This is a genomic window from Laspinema palackyanum D2c (assembly GCF_025370875.1).
GTDB lineage: Bacteria > Cyanobacteriota > Cyanobacteriia > Cyanobacteriales > Laspinemataceae > Laspinema > Laspinema palackyanum.
In genome coordinates, this window is sequence record NZ_JAMXFD010000023.1 from 1 (window position 1) to 20,549 (window position 20,549).

The window sequence follows — 20,549 nt, forward strand, 5'->3', positions numbered from 1 at the left end:
AATAGAAGCTTATAAAAGCTGGCAAAATTTAGTTGATTATGTGACTAATGTCCTCGATAATCTGGGAAAAGAATATGGAATTAATTTTGCATGACTGCTTACCTTCGCCAATTTAATGGTCACTGGCCTCATGGGAATGTTGGTGGATACAGCCGAGACTGGATAAGCGTTTGAAAATCTGACCCAATAAAACTGGGTCAGGTTTTTCCTTAAGTAGTTTTAAGGTTTCTTCTGCATAACGGTAACCGCGAAATTGACTTTTGAGATCTAGAACACTGCACAGAGGCCCCGAATGGATAACCTTTAACAGATAATGGGATAAATTCACCATAAAAAATGACAGATTAGCCGCATTAGTCACCCCAGTCTCCTTAATATTCATAAAGTCTTCTAATCCCCAAAATTGTTTGGCATCTCTAAAGTTAAATTCTATTTGGAATCGCAGGCGATAATAGTCAATTATTTTCTCCCAACTTAATTCCAAATCACTAGAAAATAAAATGACATGGCTTTGGCTTGAAGTCTGAAGGTTAGTTTTGACTATAATCACGACCTTCAAAGATTGGGCAAATTCTTTATGAATCAGAGTGGCTTGATAAATCTGAGTGGTGATTTTGTTTTTGTCCGTTGTTGTCTTTTTCAAATACTGCGCGGGAATTTGACCAATTTGCAGCCTAGGCCCATACTTGGTTTTAGTTTTTTCTTCTGGATCAGACTTTTCATAAGGAAAATAAAGGGCGGAGTCTTGGCGCAATTTAAAAATTAAATGAAGGCCCAATTGACGAGCCATTTGTAAAGCATTATTATTGCCAAAATGCCCATCCAGCAATAAATACGTCAAAGGCAAGAATTTATTTATCTGTCCCAACAGTCAGGCAATTGATGCCTTGATTCGCCATAACTCTGGAGTGAAAACTACTTGAGTTTTGTCTTTATTTTTGCTTCCTGGCGGTCGGCCTCCTTTGTTCTTTTTGACTAGAGAGCTATCCTCGGTTTATTGACGGCTTGCTTTATTTAGGGGGCATAACTTAGAATTTTTAGTTAATTTTTTCTCCTAGAATTTAGCCTGTTTTTTTGCTAATGCTGACGCCTTTTCTTCGGGAGTTTTTATGGTTTGTTCGATGTGAATGGGATAGGATTTTCTTTGTTGAACGCTAACTAAAGATAAAGCAAAAAAAGATAAACCTGCCACGGGCTTTCCATATAAGCTAGAAAAAAATCGGTCAAGACCGTGAGTTTCTTTTCCAGCTTTGGTGACAATCACTTCATCGCCAGCGAGCAAATAAGCGTCATCTTTGTTGAACAAATGCTCCTGAAAAAATACCCATAACATTCTGGCCCACGGTAAAACCTTGTAAAAGAATCGTTGTACCGTGCGATAACTGCCCCCCACTGGGGTCCAACGAGAAATCCCCAACATGGTCACTCGGCCCTCCATTGCCAGTATGGCTTTGGCAATCCGGCTCAATTGACGGACACTCGTGGTCCCTATGACTGGACTGAGGCATTGTAAAAGTGGTAAGATGTCTTTCTTATGCTAATGTAGATGTCATTTGTGGTTGTGGTAAACAACAAGTGTACTACGTTGGCCCTCCCTTTTTTGCTTTTTTGGCGAAGGTATTGTTTTTAAGCATTGTGATGATCGCGATTTTGGCCGTCATCGGCGGCGCGACAGGTTGGAAAGACATTGAAACTTACGCCGAGAGCCATGAGGTGTGGCTGAGTACCCTATTGCGGCTACCCCGTGGAGTACCCCATGCTGACAGGTACCGTCGTGTATTTCAGCAACTAGCCCCCGAAGCCCTAGAGCGATGCTTTTTAGGCTGGGTGCAGCAGATAGTTGAGGCCAGCGGTGCCCCGGTGATTCCGATTGACGGTAAGACCATTAAAGGCTCATAAGACCGCAACCACAAGCAATCCACCCTCCACGTCGTCAGCGCTTGGGCCAGCGAGCATCGTTTATTGTTGGGCCAGGTGAAGGTGGCGTCCAAGAGCAATGAGATCACCGCGATTCCCGCATTGCTCGAACTCCTGGATATCAGCGGTTGCATCATTACCCTGGATGCAATGGGAACTCAGACGCAGATTGCCCGCGAGATCGTCGGCCATTGGGCCGATTACGTCTTTTGTTTGAAGGCGAATCACCCTACCCTGTGGGCCCAGGTCACGGCTTGGTTTGAGCAGGCTCAGGCCCAGCACTTTGCAGGTAATGAGTACAGTTATGAACAGCTTGTGGAATCGGGTCATCATCGGCGCGAACATCGGCAGGTGTGGGCTGTGCCGGTTGTCTTGATGGGAGGTCTGCACCAAATCGAGCAATGGGCAGTTTTTAAAACCATCGTAATGGTGAAGCGGGTACGATACCTCTGGAACAAGACCACCCCAGAGGTGATGTTTTATCTCTCGTCACTGCCTTGTGATGCGGCATTGATTGGTCGGGCGATCCGTACCCACTGGAGTATCGAAAATCAACTCCACGCTTGTACTAGATGTCACCTGGTGCGAGGATAAGTCCCGCATTCGACGGGGCCACGGGGGCGAGAACATGGCTCTTTATTTTTCTTGCGCTTACCCTGTACAAATTAACCTTCTCAAGAATGCCCCTTTAAAGCAGCATTGAGAAGGTTAATCTGGGTTGTAATTATAGGAATTATGCCAGTATATATAGACTTATCGTCCTGGCCATGACTTTTCTAGAGTAAGCTTAGGAGGCTTGAGTTTCTTTGCGACGTCGGGAGAAAGCCATCGCACCCGCTACAAGTCCTAAACCAAGTAAGGTGGCGGGTTCAGGCACAGATACTTGAGCTACTCTAGCGGACACGATAAAGTCATCGTAGTCGTGATCCCCGGCCAGACCGTTATCTTCAAAGAACAACTGGAGACCCGAGAACAAATCACCTTCAAACAAGACGCGATCGCTTGCCTTGACAGTTCTGCCATTGAGAAGCGGATCGTAGTTATTGTCGCCTATGGTGACCGGCTTATTCCAATTCGGGTCATTTAACGGGTTATTGAGCGCACTGGTGGAGTAAACCGTATTAGCTAGATCTCCACGAGTACGACTTTGTGTTGCCTTGTAGCTGTTCAGAACCAAAGAGTATTCTTTACCTGCCTTGAAGGTGAAACTCGCAAAGGGATTTACAACTGCCAGACCCGAACCTGCTGTTCCTTTACTGTCATTCTCCAACCCACTTCCGATATTGGCATTGAGAGTTTCAGAAATCAGAAGCGTTTCTAATCCAGTAGATAGATCTTTAACCCCGAAGTCACCGAACCACCACCCGTGGGATTGAGCAAAGTTAAAGTCAATAGTCGTATCGGTATCGAACAGGATGCCGCTGTTTCCAAATGTAAGAGCGTCGGCAGGTGCTACAGAGGCTAGGCTGAAGAAAGTGGTTGCTGCTGCTACAGATAGAATGTGTCGTTGGAAGTTCATTGTTTTTGCCCTCAGTTATTTTTAGTTATGCTGACAGATGTCTTACCCTTGATGTCTTAACCCTTTGGGTCCTGAAGTATTTTTTTGAATGATTGTTTGCGACTGGCCTTGGGGGAATCGCCGGAAAGTAATATTGTTCTTTTTTCTTTCCTACTTTCTATTAAGCCATGAAATCTTTGATCTTTCCATGATCGAGATCACAGATTTAATAACTCTTTAAACTTCTCCCTAAATTAAGTGTAATTACGGAGGAATTTAAGTGATATAATTTCTTTTTAAAAAAAAAATCTAAGGAAAATTTTATCTGTTGAATCTGTTCGTGAAGCGTTGGCGAAGCAGAATCTCCTCCCCTAACTTAAAGCGGCATTTGATTTCTAACCCTCGCAGGAGGTATAGGTACGTCCCCGGAATGTGAATCCTGATCTTTCTCTGTATTGGGAAGTGGGCAGAATTTTGAGCCTTGAGCCATTCCCTGCCCCAATTTCCCTAAACCGTCCCTGAGGATATGGGAGAAAATACGGAGAGAGATCGCCCACTAACCGGTGAATCCTCCTCGAAAAATTCCCCCACTTCCCTCTTTACTTTAAAGATGTTCTAGGTCGATGGTGCGGCTGTCTCGGTTTCACTCTTTGGCGATCGCCGTTCCTCCGCCGTTGCCATCACCTCATCCATTTTCTCCAGAATCTCCCCTGGATAATTCTCTAACACCTTCGTCGTCAGAGAAATCCGTCCTTTCCACTCGTCCAACTCCGCAATCACCACTTTAATCGGTTGTCCCACTTGAAACACCGTCTGGAGAGACGCCACATACTTTTGACTGATCTGATTAATATGGAGCAACCCCGTCACCCCATTGAGGTCTACAAAGACCCCAAATGGCTTGAGTCCGACTACTTCTCCTTCAACCAGTTGACCCACTACGAGTTGGCCCATGCGCTTGGCGCGAGCTTGTAGGCGTTGAGATAGCACCAACTTATTGCGATCGCGATCGGCCTCCAAAATCGTGGCACTCAGATTCTGTCCAATGAGCTGCTCCAAATTCCCCCGCTCACTGAGGTGCGATCGCGGAATAAAACCGCGCAACCCTTCCACATTAACCGTGACGCCACCCTTATTCACGCCAATCACCCGGACTGGCACCGATTCATTATTCTCTTGCACCTGAGCTAAATGCTCCCAGACTTTCCTCAATTCCATCTGGCGAATCGATACCTTGACTTGACCTTCGTCATTCGGTTCGCTGACGATCAAAAAGTCCCGTTCCTCGTTGAGGGGTACCACTTCCGCCAGATTGCTGACCGGCTTTACAGACGCTTCTGCTAGGGGGAGAAAAGCCGCCGCTTTTCCCCCAATATCAATATAAGCCCCATCAGAAACATATTCAAACGCTTGACCTCGGACCTTCTGACCTTTACGAAAGTCATAATCTTGTTGTTCGAGGGCTTTCGCAAAATCCTCAGCAGAAAAAGACGGTTGGGCCTTTTGAGAACGGGATGAGTTAGAATTCATCGTGATTAAAACAAAAAACAAAATTAAGATAAAGTTGAAATCGCTGGCACCGCCTCGCCGATCGCCGTGCCAACTAGATCGATTGAATCGGCGTATTCCTAGAAAAACTGGGCCTTGGGTTGCACCCCTCAAAATTGGCGTTAAAGCGATCGCCTCCCAACGGATTGTCAGCTGGCTTTAACACCTGATCCTTCAGAGCACACTCTCATTGTCCTCCCTTGACTCAATTCTGACGAACAATCTTGCAGTTTAGCAACTTTGACTGCCTCCGCCAAAAATTCCCCGACCCATCAAGGGCATCGGTACAGTATAGGGAAGACCAACCCGGTTTCTTGACAAAATCCGTGAGAATCTCCCACAAAGAAATCTCCTGAAACCCGATGTCTGGACCCCTAGGGGTCCAAAACTATACCACTGCTCTAGCCATTGCCCCTTCCTAACAAAACACCGGCAGAACCCTTCCGGGATGGATCTAGCCCTTGTTCCCCAAGCGGACCCTCTGAGTCCCGGACTGTTGAACAGAGTCCACCGCCTAAAAAGCCCGGGAAAACCCCATTAACCATAGGAGACAAAATTAGCGGGACTGAGGGTATTGGAACTCACCCCCGTCAACACCGCTAACACTTCGCCAGTTGTGATCACACGCAGTAAGGCATCGGCACCGGAAGCTTCCACAGAGATTCCCTCAAAGGACAAAGGAGCGGCTAACGCAATAAAATCGTCTGCCACATTAAAATCCGTAATCACATCTGTGCCATCTCCCGGTGCATAGACAAACCTATCCCGACCGGGACCCCCTACCAAGGTATCAGGACCCAAACCCCCGATGAGAATGTCATCCCCAGACCCGCCATTGATCCCATTGGCGGCAGTGTTCCCTAAAATCAAATCATTCACAGGACTTCCCTGGAGGTTTTCAATGGTTGTCCCATAGGCAATGTAGGTCCCATAGCTGCTGGCACTATAAGGGAACTGGGTGGGATCATTAATCGCCAGGTAAGTGGAGGCGTTGAGTGCACTTTGGTTGGTAGTGACCCCCCCTTCGTTCATATCAAAAAAGTAGCTCCCGATCGCCGGTAAGGCAGAAAAATCAAAGGTATCGATTCCCCCTGCATCCCAAATCGTTTGCTTGACCCCGATAAAGTTGTTGCCATCAAACCGATAGAGATCATTCCCGCTATTCCCCGTACTAAAACCATACAGGAACTGGAGCGCCCGGATATCATAAGGCATGGGCGTACTAGCTCCGACCCCAGCAATATTGAAGCTCATCGCCGTGTTGCTATTATTATCCTGGACAAAGGATAACCGGGGACCCTGGGCTGGGAATGTGGGCCGTTCTACGGAGGGAGATCCGGCATAGTTATTAGGCTGCCTTAACCCTAGAGCATGGCCAATTTCATGGACCAATCGTTGATAGCCAAAATTACTGGGGCTCTGAGAAAACGAGAACTGCGGATCGATTTCATAATTTCGACTCAGGACGATATCTCCTCCAGTTTCCAGTCCCGGAGCATTGCTATAGGCGTAAACCGGATCGTTGGCAAATAAGATCCGGATCTGACCGTTATTCGAGGGGCGATCGGGAACCTCAACTAAGCTAAACGGCAGGACTTTATCATACTCCTGCATAATTTTGCGTACATTATTTTTAATCCCTTCGTTGACTTCTCCCACGCCGCTTTCAGGACCGGGATAACTCAGGGCACTGGCGGTTTCTACGAAACTGTAACTGAGGACCCCGCCCACGGGAACGTTCCACTTCACAAAGTTTTCCTCAAGTAAGGTCACTGAGGAAACAGGAGGGGGTGCATCGGTCGCGGGAGGTGTTGCTGGGGGAGGGGATTGGGGAATCAGCAAGGAATTAATGGCGATCGGGTCAAAATACTCAGACGAGCGCCGTCCCTGTGCCAGTCCTTCCTGGAGATATTGCTCCACCAGTTGAGGTAGGGTTAACCCTCTAGCCTGTAGATCCAGGTTATTCTCTAAATAGAATGACGGATTGAAGTTTAAAGAAGGGCGACGTCCTTCTTGAATTCCGTTGAGTTGATAGTGAATGAGTAATTGTTCGCTAGTGGTTAATCCTGCCGCTGCGAGGTCTGGATTGTCTTCTCGGTAAAAATTGGGATCGAAAATCAACGAAGACCGGCGATTTTCCTTAATCCCGTAGAGAGCAAAATGAGCGATCGCCTTTTGGCGATTATTGGGACCAAAGGCTTCGGCTAAGGTGGGATTTTGATTCAGATATAAAATCGGGTCGAAAAATGGGGAAAAACTGACATTCCGAAGCTCTTCGACGGGAACCCCAAGACCCTCCACATCTAAATCGGTCTCGATATCAAGCTGAGTCTCCAGAAATAGATTGAACAGGTTTTGATTCAGGGAAGGGGGTTGAGGACGATCCGGATCCAGAAGAATGAATGGAGAAACGGGTTGTTCAACAACGGGAGTGAGCTGGGTAATAATCTCAGGATCGAGCTGTTCGAGATTTTCTCGATAAAAATCCAGATCAAAAATCGGAGAAAATGGCCGTCCTTGGTCGATGCCTGCATTGATAAAGTGATCGAACAGTTCGCGATTATTTAACCCAGCTAGGTCGGGATTGGTCAATCGATAAAAGTTTTGATCAAAGGGGACGATAATGCGACGTCCCTCTGCCACCCCTCGTTCTGTAAAGTGAGTTTGCAATTGCTCGGGATTGAGTCCGATCAAGTCGGGATTGGCAAGCCGATAGAGTTCCGCATTAAAATACTCGGTTTCAGGGGGTGCAAGCGCCAGACCCGGTAAAACACCTTGAACCATGATTTTTTCCTCTTGATTACAGTTTCATTAAAGTTGGCGGATGTACGACCTGCCCCATTGGATACTGATCATGCCAATCTTGCCAAAAATTTCACGCTTTGCGATCGCCTGTGGTGAGCCAAACCGATCGCCCAGTCGCCATTTCCCTTGTTTCTTATGCCAGCTTATGAAACAAGGGATACCTTCCCAACCCTTCACAGGGATTGGAGGGTTTCATCGAACAGTTGCTGGATCTGAGTCCAAGCATCAACCGCTGCTTCGGGATTGTAGCTCGATCGCCGATCGCATAAAAACCCGTGGGTTGCCCCGGGGTATCGAATCACCCGGTGACGAATGCCATGTTTTTGGAGTTCCGCTTCGATTTGGTTGACTTGTTCGTTGGGGATTAACGGGTCCTCTGTTCCAAACAGCAGGGCGATCGTCCCGCTAATTTCTGGGGTGACACTCAAGCTGGGTTCCCCGCCTCCGGGGGTCCAGTTGACAATCCCCGCCCCATAACAGGAGGCAGTCGCCTTAATTTCTGGAAGGGTCGCCGCCAGATAGGCCACATGGCCCCCGAAGCAAAACCCAATACAGCCCATTGCGGTTGTTTTGACTGAAGGGAGGGTTTTCAGATAATCCAAACTTGCTTGGGTATCGCTTTTGAGTTCTGAAACCTTGGTTTGCTCTTTATAGTGCCGTCCAAGGGTCATGTCTTCTTCGGAGTAGCCCACCTCAAAGTTGGGTGCCGTGCGTTGGTATAGTGCCGGGGCGATCGCCACATATCCCATTTTGGCGATTTTCTCGGTCACCGCTCGGATATGTTCGTTGACCCCAAAAATTTCCTGAAACACGATAATTCCGGGAAATGGACCAATTCCAACGGGTTGCGCCAGATACGCAGAAATCAGTAAATCTGCATTCGGCACTTTGACATGAGCGCTTTTTATCTCTAAATCTGCCATCTTCTTTTTGACGGGTTTGGGTTACAACCTGGTTTTTCCATTAACTCCTATCTTGCACTTAAATGAGTTGATTTCCATCCCTGAGTACCCCTTTTACTCTTCCTACTTTATCGAGTAGCTAGGGTGCCTCCTTTGCTCCTGGACCCAAGGGATCTCTTTGGACCGCACCCGGTCACAAGTTATCACAACTCATGATTCTATCGCTCTTTTCTCCCAAATGGGTCAAGGATAACAGTTACTTTTCTTTAAAAAACCTTCAATGAGATTCCCCACCTAAAATGCTAGACTTAAATAGAACTCAGTGGCTTAGAACAACGATTGATCTGCCGAATTTGAACCCTAAAATTCCAGCCTGCTTTCCAGTTAATCTACTCAAACCCGAGGCAACTTAAGCGTGGAACAACCGACCCTAGGCTTAAGTCGAATCCTACTTCACCAGCACGATTTTACAAGCCCGGTCATAACAAGTATCCCCTGAAGGGGTGAGTGGTATGCTTGGCGATCCCCCACTCGACAAACAGGCTTCTTACTAGATACAAAAGAAGAGAGAGAACGCACAGCCGTCGTTGAAACGGTACGACGTCTCCCAAACCACCGTCAGCAGCAGAATATCTCTAACCGTTTAATCCGAGTGCCTTGGAGTCCCTAGAATGCTTCAGTTTCATATCAAGACCGAAAGCGAAATCCCTGCATCGACTCAGTTATTTAATCAAATCCGCTTCGCGATCGCCTCTCGACAAATTCCCCCCGGGGAAAAGCTGCCGAGTACCCGCGCTTTAGCGATTCAAACGGGTCTGCACCGCAATACCATCTCTAAAGTTTACCGACAACTCGAAGAACTCGGACTGGTAGACTCTCAAGCGGGTTCGGGCATTTACGTGCGCGACGAGAACCAAGAACGAGTCGTTCGCATGACTTCTCCCCTGTTTCAAAAATATCCCGATGCCTATAAAACGGTAAAACGCAGTTTAGATGAATTGCTGCAACAGGGATGTTCTCTCAATCAAGCGCGGGAACTATTTTTAACAGAAATTGACTGGCGCTTGCGATGCAGTGCCAGGGTGTTAGTCACGGCACCGACTCATGATATCGGTGCAGGGCAATTAATGGCCTTTGAAATCGAACAAGAACTCAAAATTCCCGTGCAGTTGGTTCCCTTGGAAGACCTCTCCAAAGCACTGGAACAGACTCCTACCGGAACTGTAGTCACGAGTCGCTATTTTTTCAATAAAGCAGAAGAAGTCGCGGGACCGAAAGCCGTTCGAGTAATTCCCATCGATACTTATGACTATATGGAAGAGATGGAATTAGTCAAAACGTTACCTAAAAATAGTTATTTTGGGATCGTTTGTTTGAGTTTAGGAATTATGCGGGTTGCGGAAGTGATTATCCACAGTTTGCGGGGAGAAGATGTCCTCGTGATGACGAGTCAACCGGATGACGCCTATAAGGTGAATGCGGTGGTCCGGACTGCTCATACCATTATCTGCGATCAGCCCAGTTACAACAAGGTCCGAGGGGCCATCCATGCGGCGCGAGAGGAAATGATTCGCGCCCCTCGGGTGTTTAAGACGGAGAACTATATTGGAGTGGACTCCCTGAATATGCTCAAACGGGAATTGGGGTTTGAGTAAGGATAGAGTTAGCGATCGCCCTCTTCGGAGATATCCGGCGATCGCATCGCTTCGCGTCCCAACATCATCAATCCCGCCACCCCCAATCCCACAAACCCCACATATTCAGACCAATATCTGAGCATCTGCTGCTTCACCGTCAGTCCCGGATGCATGGCAGTGATATAAAGCAACAGCGACATCAGCAACAACGCCGAAACCCCGATAAACAGTAACCCTATTTGAATTCGCGCCGGTTTCAGGTCCTCGTCTCCCACATCTTGCAGTTCCTGCTTGATTTGCTCAATCAGGGATATCTGTACCTCAGCAACATCCGCCTGGGAACTGGGTGCAGAGATATCCGTAAGGGCGATCGGCAAATTAGCATCATCGGGGAGTTCTAAATCGAGGGAACCCTCCCTCACCGGCCTTAATTCTAACGGGGGTAACGCTTCGGGTTCTTGAAATTCCAGCGTTTCAGGGGGCGTTTGAGGAATCTGTTCTGGTTGCCAATCCATATCATCTTTATCGATAAACCTCTCCCTACCGTAACGCACCAGAATACAACAGGGCCGGATTCCAATAATTTGTTTGACAAATTACCTTAAATCTGGTAAGCAGTCAGATTATCAAGTAGACTTTTGCAACTCATCCAATCGCGCTAATACCTCGACGCTGTGAGTAGCGGGACGCACCCCGAGAAAGGTTTCGCGCAAAATGCCCTCGGGGTCAATGATAAAACTGTGGCGCATCGACATCGGCGGTATCCAGGACCCATAAGCTTGACTCACGGCACCGTCAGTATCTGCTAAGAGGGGAAATCGCAACCCTTCCGAATCGCAGAATTCCGCATGAGAGTCTACCGAATCTGCACTCACCCCGAGGATTTGAGCATTTCTGTCTATATATTTCGGTAAATCCTGTTGAAAGCGCCGCGCTTCTAAGGTGCAACCGGAGGTAAAGTCTTTCGGATAGAAATACAACACCACCCACTCTCCCCGATAGTCAGACAGGGAAATATTGCCATTGCCGGTATTCGTCGGCAGGGTAAATTCGGGTGCCGGTTCGCCGATCGCCGGTAGTTTACCCCCCATAGAATAAGCGGCAGGGACCCAGTTGAACCAGGCAAGGAAGGCGAGAGTACCGGCGAGGAAAACTCGGAAAAAATGGCGACGGGACATCATAAATTAATAGAGAAAGAGGGTTATTTTAGATTAGTTTATCCTGCGATCGGCAGAGGCGGTGGGCGATCGGCACTCCCACTACACTCAACCTAGAGGAAAACTCAATCTCGCCATTGACCCCAGTCGAGAGGGCCGGGTTACGATGGAAAAGAACGCTACAATCCCTCCATCCCCGATTCTCCCTACTTCTGCTAATTGATGAACCCCCAATCGCCTACCCCCTGCCCCTTTGTTACTGGATCCATGATTACCGACTCTCGGTATTTTGTGGGTCGTCGCGAGGAGTTGGATCGTATAACCTCCTATGTCAGCGGTGCTCAACCCACTAGCATTAATGTGGTGGGACCGCATCGCATCGGCAAATCTTCCTTGCTGTATCATTTTTGTCAAACTTATGAACAGCGCCTCCAGAATTCTGGGGCCAATCCTCAACAGTATGTGGCGATTTATCTGTCCTTGCAAGCGGCATCTTGTCAAACCCGCTCGGATTTTTATCAGGCAGTGGCGCGGGAGTTTCTGAAACGTCCCTCGGTAAAAGCTAACTCCAAATTAGCAGATCCCCTTTCTCAGTCATCGTTTAATCATCAATCCTTTGCGGAGGCGATGTTTGCCTGGAAAGATGCCCAAGTTTTGCCTATCCTCTGCTTAGATAAGATTGAGGCGCTGTTTCAGTATCCCCAAGAGTTTGATAATGGGTTTTTTGACAACCTGCGATCGCTCTTAGATGGCAATGCCTTAATGGTGATTATCGCCTCTTATAAAAACATCGATATCTACAGTCGTCAACATCGTTTGACCTCTTCATTTTTCAATGTGGGTCATGTTTTACCCTTGAGAGGAATCACAGAAATGGAAGCGACGGATTTAGTGCGGTTACCCCAAGCAACTGACCCGAGTTTGGAACCTGCACTAAGTCCTGAAAAACAGAAACTTGCGCTCGAATGGGGTGGGAGATATCCTTATTTATTGCAACTGGCAGCGTTTTGGTTGTGGGAAGCGCGAAGAGGCGATCGGTCCGTTCAATGGGCGAAACAGCAGTTTGACCAACAGGCAAAGCGCATCCCCGGATGGCGACTCGATGGGCGGCGCATCTGGCGCGGGTTTCGTTGGGTGATTTGGGATTTGCCTAAAAGTCTATTCGGGGTGACAAAAATTATCGGAGTCGGAGTCAATGAAGTGATTGGCATGGGCATCGGCCTGATTGTGATTGTTGTGTTCCTTTTAGCCTTATCTGGTCAAATTACTTGGCTGGATTTTTCTCAACAAATCAAAGGATTATTATGTAGTACCTGGGGGAGTGCGATCGAGCAATGGTGCCAAGCCCAGTAATGCCAGATTGAGACGCCCTGTAGTCGTGCAACCTCCCTAAAAAAGTGGATTAAAACCCAGGGTGTAAAAGACCCAAATCCCCTAATAAATCACCATTCCCATCAACCCAAAAACCCCATACTCTCCCTATTCCTCTCTAATGTGACCTTATGTCTCAACCCAATTCTCTCTCTCTATTCTGGATTTATCTAAGCGAATGTGCCCGCCTCCTCTATTGGGCCTATTTTAAACCCTTTACCTTTCGACAGTGGTTAGGTAATAATATCCATGCAACACTGCCAGACACATATAATCCCTTTTCTAAACAACGGGAACTTGCTCAAAACTCGCCTCTTCGTCGCTATGCCTATCAAGTCTGGTGGGTAAATTTGACCGTGCCGTTCCTCATAATGTTACTCGTTGCCCCCATTTATTCCCTGGCATCCGGGGAACTGTTTAATGGGTTAAGCATTAGCTTATTTTTGCTGGGGTGGGTGACTGGGTTACTGCAGGTACGGGCAAATTTTCAACAGAGATGGCAATGGTTTTACAGCTTGTTCATCACCCTCGCGATTGTTTTATTCCTCCTTCTAGTTATTTCCCAGCTTATCCCTAAAGCGGAGGCCCTGGTGCAATCTTTATTTTCTGCCCCTCTCTTCAGTGCTTTAGGTCTTGTAGTATGGGGTGTATCACTAAGCGTAATTTTTGGTGTGCTATGGGAGATAGCATGGGACATGGTATTGAGTGTAGTATTAGCTGTAATATTCCACATAGCATTAAATGTACCGTTGAGTGTAACCTTCTATGTAGCATTAGGTGTGGGATGTAGTGTAGCAACAGTAGGTACACCCTACTCTGCAACCCTTATACTGACGTCAACTGTAGTTGGATTTGTAGCATCATCCGTAGCGTGGGGTGGGGGGGCTGGTGTAGCATGGATTCTCGGTGTGTTGCGCGTTTACTTTTGGATTCCCGAATTGCTCTGGTCCCTGGCCCTCTTCCTCGTTTCCCGACCAGGAGCGGTATCCAAAACTCTCCCCTATTTACCCCCACGGTTTGATGAATTAATTTACCTCCCCCTGCCTTTTCTCGACAGCTTAATTATCGAATCCTACCCAGAAAATCCCGCTGCTGCCCGTCAAACCATTGATTATCTGATTACCTCCACCAATCAACAGCAACTCGCCGCCAAAGCAATCCGGGGAATTGCCTTAACCACCCTCGATCGCTGTCAAACGATTACCGATATCGTCGCTATTTCTAACGAACTCAACTGGATACCCTCCCCTCCCCCCAAACAACTCGGGGAAATCCTGCCAAATTTCCTAGAAATCAGCCAAACCGTGCGATCAACCCAAAGCTCCACCACTGCCTATCGCCAGATTGAACTCCTGCAAAAACCGATCGCCGCCCTGGGTGAAATCCAAAACCGCTTGGCATTTAACCGCAATCCCTTCCTCGCCACCAGTTTTGGCAGCATCACTCAGCGCTGGTTACAAATCCTCCAAACCGCCTGCCGCACCCTCACCGAAGCTGCGGAAAAATCTGGAGAAATTCCCCAACCCTATATCGCCGGTTCTGCACTCGACCCTGAATCTGCCAAATCTCGCTTCAAAGGGCGTCAGGATTTGTTTCGGCAAATCGAAAACTTGAGTCTGTCCCCCCAACCGCCGATTTTACTCCTCTACGGAGGACGACGCACCGGCAAAACCTCCACCTTAAAGTATCTGCCTCAGAAAGTCGGTGCCGATCTCGTCCCCTTACTCGTAGATATTCAAGGCATCGCCAGCACCATCACCCTATCTGGATTCGCGAAATCCCTAGCAACTGCCATCCAGAAAGCAGCATGGCACTCGCGCCGACTGCAACTCCCTCAACCGGATCTAGAGGAACTGCAAACCGATCCGTTTTTGGCATTGCAAACCTGGTTTACTCAAATTGAGCGCATGGCATCGGGTAAGCGGTTTCTCCTCTGTTTGGATGAATTTGAACGTCTCGAAGAATTGATTGCCCAAACAAAAAGTCGCGCCCCCCTGAACTTCCTGCGTCACCTCATGCAGCACTGTCCCCAGTGGATTCTGTTATTTAGCGGTTCCCATACCCCGGATGAATTAGACCCCTATTGGAGCGATTATCTGATTAATACTCAATCCCTGCGCCTCACCTATTTAGAAGAACCCGAAGCGCGAGAGTTGATCCTCAAACCAGTGGAAAATTTTCCCGATATTTACCATCCCCAAGCGGTCGATCGCATTATCGAATTAACCGCCTGTCAACCCTATTTAGTCCAGTTAACTTGTTCCCTGGTGGTCGATCGCCTCAATCAGAAATCCCGAGACGATACCCAGAAAGCGATTCCCTCTCTCAAAGCAACCCGGGAAGATATCGATGGCGTGATCCCCAAGGTGTTGGAAAGGGGGGGAACATATTTTAGAGAATTATGGACAAACACTCTTTCTCAGCGGGAACAGAACTTTATCCAGGATTTGATGGCAGGAACCGTAGATGCAGGTAATCAACGCCTGATTAGACAACTGATTAAAAAACAGGTAATCGCCGAGGGAGAAAAGGGGAATTATCAAGTCAAAGTGCCATTAATCCAGCACTATTTTGAAAGCGTGTTAACCGATGACTATCCCAATTCGTAGTAACGCCTTCAGGCGTTATTTTATCTAAGTTCGTAGTAACGCCTTCAGGCGTTTCCGGCTGTTCGTAGTAACGACTTCAGTCGTTTTCTTTCCCTGTTCGTAGTAACGACTTCAGTCGTTCTCTTTCCCCATTCGTAGTTCCAACAGTGGGGTTAAGCTAAGAACTAAAGTAGGTTAAAACCCCATTAAACTCTTTATCAGGTAAGGTTTTCAGTCGGATTTATCCGACTTTAGCTATTAGGCGGGGGTTTGAACCCCCGCCGGTGTATTGGGAAGAATGAAGATAAGAGAACGACTGAAGTCGTTACTACGAACTGGGAAAGAAAACGCCTGAAGGCGTTACTACGAACTAAGAGAAGAGAACGACTGAAGTCGTTACTACGAACTGGGAATGCAAAAAAAAGGATAGTGCAATGCACTACCCTTTTTTTTATTGATGAAAATGGCAGATAAGAGTTACAATTGCTTGCTCTTACCTGGGCCAATTTTTACAATTTAGGCGGTGACGGCCTTTTTGATGGTGGCGCTGAGTTCGCCTTTGGCGTACTTGGCGGCGAAGTCATCGAGGTTGACTTGCTTGATCTTGGAGGCGTTACCGGCGGTACCAAAGGCTTGATAGCGTTCGGCACAGACTTTTTGCATATATTGGATGGAGGGTTTCAGGAAGTGACGGGGGTCAAATTCCTTGGTATTTTGGGCCAGGGCCTCACGGACTGCCGCAGTGATTGCCAAGCGGTTATCGGTGTCGATGTTCACTTTACGGACACCGCACTTGATTCCTTTTTGGATTTCTTCAATCGGCACGCCGTAGGTTTCGGGGATGGTTCCGCCGTATTTGTTGATCAGTTCGATCAAGTCTTGGGGAACGGAGGAAGAACCGTGCATGACCAAGTGGGTGTTCGGCAAGCGGCGGTGAATTTCTTCGATCCGGCTGATTGCTAAGATTTCCCCAGTGGGTTTACGGGTGAATTTGTAGGCACCGTGGCTGGTTCCGATCGCCACTGCTAAAGCATCGACTTGGGTTTGCTCAACGAAGTCAACGGCTTGATCAGGATCGGTCAGCAGTTGATCATGGGAGAGTTTTCCTTCAAACCCGTGACCATCTTCTGCTTCACCCATGCCGGTTTCCAAAGAACCTAAGCAACCGAGTTCGCCTTCGACGCTGACGCCGATGGAGTGAGCCACTTTCACGACTTCGCGGGTGACTTCCACGTTGTACTCGTAGCTGGCTGGGGTTTTGGCATCTGCTTCCAAGGAGCCATCCATCATGACGCTGGTGAACCCTTGTTTCATAGCCGAGTAGCAGGTGGAAGGTGCGTTGCCATGATCTTGGTGCATGGCAATGGGGATGTGGGGGTAGGTTTCCACTGCGGCTAGGATCAGGTGGCGGAGGAAGTTTTCCCCTGCATATTTGCGTGCACCACGAGAAGCTTGCAGAATCACGGGGCTGTTGGTTTCGTTAGCAGCCTGCATGATCGCTTGGATCTGCTCCATGTTGTTGACGTTGTAGGCCGGAATGCCGTACTCGTTCTCTGCTGCATGATCCAGCATTAACCGCATAGGTACAAGCGCCATAGATGGTCCTCCTAATTACTTTTTTTTCAGCGATGGGGTATGGACAAGCTGAAATTGTTACAACAAGTTTAAGACAAATTTCAGATTTTTACGAATTATATCTAAAAATGAGAACTTTATAACGTTTTTATCTCAGAATTGCCAATTTTGACTCTTAAGGCGGAATCAAGGAGGATGAATGAAGGGGCAAAGGGAAAAAAGCCAGAATTTTCAGCCTTCAGCTTTTGTCTTGAATGCCTTTGAGACTCTAAAATCTATGAGGTTTTGAATTTATGGGTCGCCCGGGATTCGAACCCGGAACTAGTCGGTTAAAAGCCGAATACTCTACCGTTGAGTTAGCGACCCGCGTGCTTTCTTTTTCAGCACCTTAGCTACATTAGCACAGGCTGTTTAAAAAAAGCAAGGGGTTTTTTAAAAAAAATCTGCGGTGAGGCGAACTTGGGTTTCCCACTTGTCTCCGGGTTGCAAATTCATCAGGTGTAGCCCGGTGTTGAGGGCGTTTCGGGGGGCGGTCCAAGGTTCGAGGCAGTAGAAGTCTTTGTCTTTGAGGGTCCAAAAGACGACGTTGGAATAACTGGCTTTAAATAATAACCGGACTTGCAAGCGACGACTGTGGTCGATCGCCGTGGCAGCGAGTCCGGTAATTTTGGTAAAGGCAGCGTCGATTTCGTCTACGTTGAGGTCGAATCTGCCGGTGAAGGGATGTTGATTCTGGGTTTTTTGGTCCGTGTATTGGACGGCGGGAATTTTAAATTGGAGTTTGGACTTATCCGGGGCCCAAAAGTACGGATGGAGTCCGGTAGAAAAGGGCATGGGCCGATCGCCGGTGTTGGTGTAGCGTTGGTCAATTTCCAGGCTGTTCCCTTTTAGCTTATAGGTAAAGGCTAGTTCAAAATCAAACGGATAAACGGCACGGGTGCGATCGCTGCTGTTGAGAATCAGGGTAATGCTGGCGAGGTCCTTGGTTACCCCCTCGGTGACTTCCCAAGGTAAATCCCGGGCAAACCCATGTTGTTTGAGTTGGTACTCTTTGCCTTGATAGCTGTAGGTGTTATTCGGCAAATTCCCACAGATGGGAAACAAGATGGGGATGCCGCCACGGACACTTAAATCCGGGTTGGCAAAGCGTTCAGCATCCAGATAGAGGAGGTCATGACCTTGAACTTGCCAACGGGTGATGATGCCACCCCGTTCAGGAACGACTTCGACCCGGGATTGAGCGGGTTGGTCGGAGAGGATGTAGGTCTTGTATTGTTCTTCTTTTACTGCGATCGCAAACACTGTTTATCCTTTGTCCTTGAGTCGAATGATCGGGGGCGGCAATTATGTCAGTCTTTACGGTTGTAACGGACGGCGATCGGATAGTCAAGGGGAACTTGCCACAGGGTTGATTCAGAACCCTACCCTCAAACCCTTGTCCCCTTGGGGCGATCGCCGTTGCCTTAGCTGGAAACCAGGCTCTTGGGGAACTGCGGCAGTTTGATTTTCTTGTTCCGACCGGCTACACCGATGGCACCCCCTGCCGCAGCCGCAGCCAGGGCCATGCCCACCGCCCGAGAAGTCCCATTGGATTGAGGTGGGGATGCAGGTTCCGCCTCGCCCAATTTATCAGCTTCTCCAAAAGTAAGAGGCTCACCCAAGTCATTTGTAAAGGGGGAGGCATTAAACGCCTCACCTTGATCACCGGGTAACTCTTCTTCCAGTGTCGGATTAGGCTTAATCTCAGCGGGCTTTTGGGACTCAAACACGGTATTTCCCGAGGTCACCACTTTAGATTGACGAGCATCCAGAATCATCGGAGAAGTCATCGGTTCTTCAAACACCCCAGAGATCATATCGATGTGTTCGAGAATGCGATCGCCCCTTTCCCCTGTGACCACTTTGGGCTGATACTTGCGGACCTCAACGGGTAAAAATTCCACCTTCATTTGTTGCTCTCGCAAGGACACCTTTAGGACAGCGGTATCATAATCGCTGCGAGCATTCCCTCCAAAAATAAAATTCCCCAGAGAGTAAGCAATAGGGCGTCCCTTATAAATTTCTGACCCCTGCAACACATGAGGATGATGACCCACGATCACATCCGCTCCTTGGTCAATCGTAAAATAGGCCAATTCGCTCTGCCAAATTTCTGGATAATTTGCCAGCTCTACGCCCCAGTGAAAATTCACCACAACCCAGTCTACTTCATCCCGAACGGCCTGAATATCCTCAGCAATCCGCTGTTCCATGCCGTGATTGGTCCCCGGTACGCCTTCGGCTGCGGCATGATAATCCGCTGCATAGTAACCAAAGTAAGCAATTCGCTGACCTTTAACATCAATAATTTTAGGACGTCGGGCTTCGGTCATCTCCATCCCGGCTCCGACGCCATGAATTCCCGCTTTTTCTAAAGTTTTCAGGGTTTCCTGGAGTCCGGGACCCTGGTAGTCCATCGCGTGATTATTGGCGAGGTTAACAATATCAACGCCTCCAGAGGTCAGCACCTCCACGGAGGAGGGGTCGGCTTTAAAATTAAAGGTTTTTTCTAGTTTGGTATCGGCGGTGGTCAAGGTGCCTTCGAGGTTGACCATTGCCATATCTGCCTCGCGGTATTCGGGCATTTGGTCAAAGGCCCAGGTATAATCACTCCCGATCAGGTCTTCAAACCCATGACCGAGGGTGACATCGCCGCTCATCATCAGGGTAACCGTCGGGTCATTGGGGTTCATGACATCGGTATGTTCAATGACTGGAACGGGTTCTAAGGCCGCTTGGACTACTTTGGGCCGTTCCGGCGCTCCATTGACCGGATTGGAGGTCGTTTGGGGGGAAACAATGGCGGTGGGTTGGGATTGGTCGCGCAATTGCAAGTAGCCGATCGCGCTGCCCATGATAAAGGCACTGACGGAGACCCCTGCCACTAAAAATAATCTAAAAACTTTATAGTTGATCCAAGAAGCTGCGCGGGAGACCCCATCGAGCAGCTTCTGTAAATACTGATTTCTGCGTTGCTGGTTGGCTGGGGTGACAATGCGGATGGACTGCTGCCACAATAAGTCAGAATTTCCGAGGGGGTTAGCACCTGTGGCGATGATGCGAACTCCATCAATCACTTCCGAGTTGAGCCGCCAGATTTGCTGACAGATAAATTTGTTTAAGCCCGAACGCAGTTGCTGGGAGATATCGGGTTGATGGTTTAACCCATTGATTTCCAGGCGGATCGGCAGGCATCCTTTTTGGACAGGTTCGACCCGGGCATAAATGCCTTGGGGGGCCAGGTATGAGTTGATCAGGTAGGCGATCGCCCGAAAATTTCCCGCCCGTGCTAAGTCGAGCATTGAGGGTTCGGCAAAGGTGCTGAAACTGGTCATCCTGTTCACTCCTATTTTTTGCTGGCAAGTCTAAATTTTAAATCAGGGATATCCCTGGGGGATTGATGTTTAGGGTTTATTTTGGGGTATTAATCCCTTTTAAGGATTCTCCCTGGGTCTCCCGAATGGGTGGGAGTGTCAACGGCGTTCTGATTCAACCGTTACTCCCGGTGAGCT

13 protein-coding genes, 1 tRNA gene and 2 pseudogenes are annotated in these 20,549 nt (G+C 48.3%); 5 read left to right on the forward strand and 11 right to left on the reverse strand.

The features are described from left to right. Nucleotides 1–112 precede the first annotated feature (112 nt). Nucleotides 113–1,525 (reverse strand): annotated as a pseudogene (locus NG795_RS21330) (transposase). Nucleotides 1,526–1,638: 113 nt separating this feature from the next. Here NG795_RS21330 and NG795_RS21335 point away from each other — a divergent pair. After that, nucleotides 1,639–2,511 (forward strand): annotated as a pseudogene (locus NG795_RS21335) (ISAs1 family transposase). A 193-nt stretch (nucleotides 2,512–2,704) separates the two neighbouring features. Here NG795_RS21335 and NG795_RS21340 read toward each other — a convergent pair. The 4 genes from NG795_RS21340 to NG795_RS21355 form a co-directional block, all read right to left on the reverse strand. After that, nucleotides 2,705–3,436: a PEP-CTERM sorting domain-containing protein gene (locus NG795_RS21340; protein ID WP_367290659.1), complete on the reverse strand. Its 732-nt coding sequence runs from the start codon at nucleotides 3,434–3,436 to the stop codon at nucleotides 2,705–2,707. Between the two features lie 594 nt (nucleotides 3,437–4,030). After that, complete coding sequence (locus NG795_RS21345; RefSeq protein ID WP_367290660.1) at nucleotides 4,031–4,945, reverse strand: S1 RNA-binding domain-containing protein; 915 nt, start codon at nucleotides 4,943–4,945, stop codon at nucleotides 4,031–4,033. A 555-nt stretch (nucleotides 4,946–5,500) separates the two neighbouring features. Next, entirely contained in the window at nucleotides 5,501–7,747 is a 2,247-nt protein-coding gene (locus tag NG795_RS21350; protein WP_367290661.1) for a hypothetical protein, read from the reverse strand. Nucleotides 7,748–7,941: 194 nt separating this feature from the next. Next, nucleotides 7,942–8,691 carry a dienelactone hydrolase family protein gene (locus NG795_RS21355; protein WP_367290662.1) on the reverse strand — a complete coding sequence of 250 codons (750 nt, stop codon included), beginning with the start codon at nucleotides 8,689–8,691 and terminating at the stop codon, nucleotides 7,942–7,944. 650 nt (nucleotides 8,692–9,341) lie between these two features. Here NG795_RS21355 and NG795_RS21360 point away from each other — a divergent pair. Then, on the forward strand, nucleotides 9,342–10,325 hold the full coding sequence (locus NG795_RS21360; RefSeq protein ID WP_254563581.1) for a GntR family transcriptional regulator: 984 nt from the start codon (nucleotides 9,342–9,344) through the stop codon (nucleotides 10,323–10,325). An 8-nt stretch (nucleotides 10,326–10,333) separates the two neighbouring features. On the opposite strand, the gene NG795_RS21365 is transcribed toward NG795_RS21360, so the two are convergent. Continuing rightward, entirely contained in the window at nucleotides 10,334–10,822 is a 489-nt protein-coding gene (locus NG795_RS21365) for a hypothetical protein (RefSeq protein WP_367290663.1), read from the reverse strand. 111 nt (nucleotides 10,823–10,933) lie between these two features. Next, entirely contained in the window at nucleotides 10,934–11,488 is a 555-nt protein-coding gene (locus NG795_RS21370; RefSeq protein ID WP_367290664.1) for a peroxiredoxin, read from the reverse strand. Nucleotides 11,489–11,731: 243 nt separating this feature from the next. On the opposite strand from NG795_RS21370, the gene NG795_RS21375 reads away from it, so the two are divergent. Both NG795_RS21375 and NG795_RS21380 read left to right on the forward strand, forming a co-directional pair. Then, nucleotides 11,732–12,817 (forward strand): AAA-like domain-containing protein, encoded by a 1,086-nt coding sequence (locus NG795_RS21375; RefSeq protein ID WP_367290665.1) that lies wholly within the window; start codon nucleotides 11,732–11,734, stop codon nucleotides 12,815–12,817. Between the two features lie 149 nt (nucleotides 12,818–12,966). Beyond that, nucleotides 12,967–15,444 (forward strand): hypothetical protein, encoded by a 2,478-nt coding sequence (locus NG795_RS21380; RefSeq protein ID WP_367290666.1) that lies wholly within the window; start codon nucleotides 12,967–12,969, stop codon nucleotides 15,442–15,444. A gap of 495 nt (nucleotides 15,445–15,939) precedes the next feature. Here NG795_RS21380 and fba read toward each other — a convergent pair whose 3' ends face one another. The 3 genes from fba to NG795_RS21395 form a co-directional block, all read right to left on the reverse strand. After that, a complete protein-coding gene (gene fba / locus NG795_RS21385) occupies nucleotides 15,940–17,019 on the reverse strand; it encodes a class II fructose-bisphosphate aldolase (protein WP_261200456.1) in 1,080 nt (359 codons plus the stop codon). Between the two features lie 273 nt (nucleotides 17,020–17,292). Beyond that, nucleotides 17,293–17,364 (reverse strand) — tRNA-Lys (locus NG795_RS21390). A 66-nt stretch (nucleotides 17,365–17,430) separates the two neighbouring features. Then, a complete protein-coding gene (locus NG795_RS21395) occupies nucleotides 17,431–18,300 on the reverse strand; it encodes an aldose epimerase family protein (RefSeq protein ID WP_367290667.1) in 870 nt (289 codons plus the stop codon). Nucleotides 18,301–18,316: 16 nt separating this feature from the next. On the opposite strand from NG795_RS21395, the gene NG795_RS21400 reads away from it, so the two are divergent. After that, nucleotides 18,317–18,502 carry a hypothetical protein gene (locus NG795_RS21400; protein WP_367290668.1) on the forward strand — a complete coding sequence of 62 codons (186 nt, stop codon included), beginning with the start codon at nucleotides 18,317–18,319 and terminating at the stop codon, nucleotides 18,500–18,502. Here the strand turns inward: NG795_RS21400 and NG795_RS21405 are convergent. Then, complete coding sequence (locus tag NG795_RS21405; RefSeq protein WP_367290669.1) at nucleotides 18,462–20,372, reverse strand: CapA family protein; 1,911 nt, start codon at nucleotides 20,370–20,372, stop codon at nucleotides 18,462–18,464. The genes NG795_RS21400 and NG795_RS21405 overlap by 41 nt on opposite strands. Nucleotides 20,373–20,549: the final 177 nt, after the last annotated feature.

Coding starts and splice junctions, on each gene's coding strand:
- NG795_RS21350 (WP_367290661.1), bottom strand. CDS start 7,747: ATGGTTCAAGGTGTTTTACCGGGTCTGGCGCTTGCACCCCCTGAAACC.
- NG795_RS21365 (WP_367290663.1), bottom strand. CDS start 10,822: ATGGATTGGCAACCAGAACAGATTCCTCAAACGCCCCCTGAAACGCTG.
- NG795_RS21340 (WP_367290659.1), bottom strand. CDS start 3,436: ATGAACTTCCAACGACACATTCTATCTGTAGCAGCAGCAACCACTTTC.
- NG795_RS21355 (WP_367290662.1), bottom strand. CDS start 8,691: ATGGCAGATTTAGAGATAAAAAGCGCTCATGTCAAAGTGCCGAATGCA.
- NG795_RS21380 (WP_367290666.1), top strand. CDS start 12,967: ATGTCTCAACCCAATTCTCTCTCTCTATTCTGGATTTATCTAAGCGAA.
- NG795_RS21345 (WP_367290660.1), bottom strand. CDS start 4,945: ATGAATTCTAACTCATCCCGTTCTCAAAAGGCCCAACCGTCTTTTTCT.
- NG795_RS21370 (WP_367290664.1), bottom strand. CDS start 11,488: ATGATGTCCCGTCGCCATTTTTTCCGAGTTTTCCTCGCCGGTACTCTC.
- NG795_RS21375 (WP_367290665.1), top strand. CDS start 11,732: ATGATTACCGACTCTCGGTATTTTGTGGGTCGTCGCGAGGAGTTGGAT.
- NG795_RS21360 (WP_254563581.1), top strand. CDS start 9,342: ATGCTTCAGTTTCATATCAAGACCGAAAGCGAAATCCCTGCATCGACT.
- fba (WP_261200456.1), bottom strand. CDS start 17,019: ATGGCGCTTGTACCTATGCGGTTAATGCTGGATCATGCAGCAGAGAAC.
- NG795_RS21405 (WP_367290669.1), bottom strand. CDS start 20,372: ATGACCAGTTTCAGCACCTTTGCCGAACCCTCAATGCTCGACTTAGCA.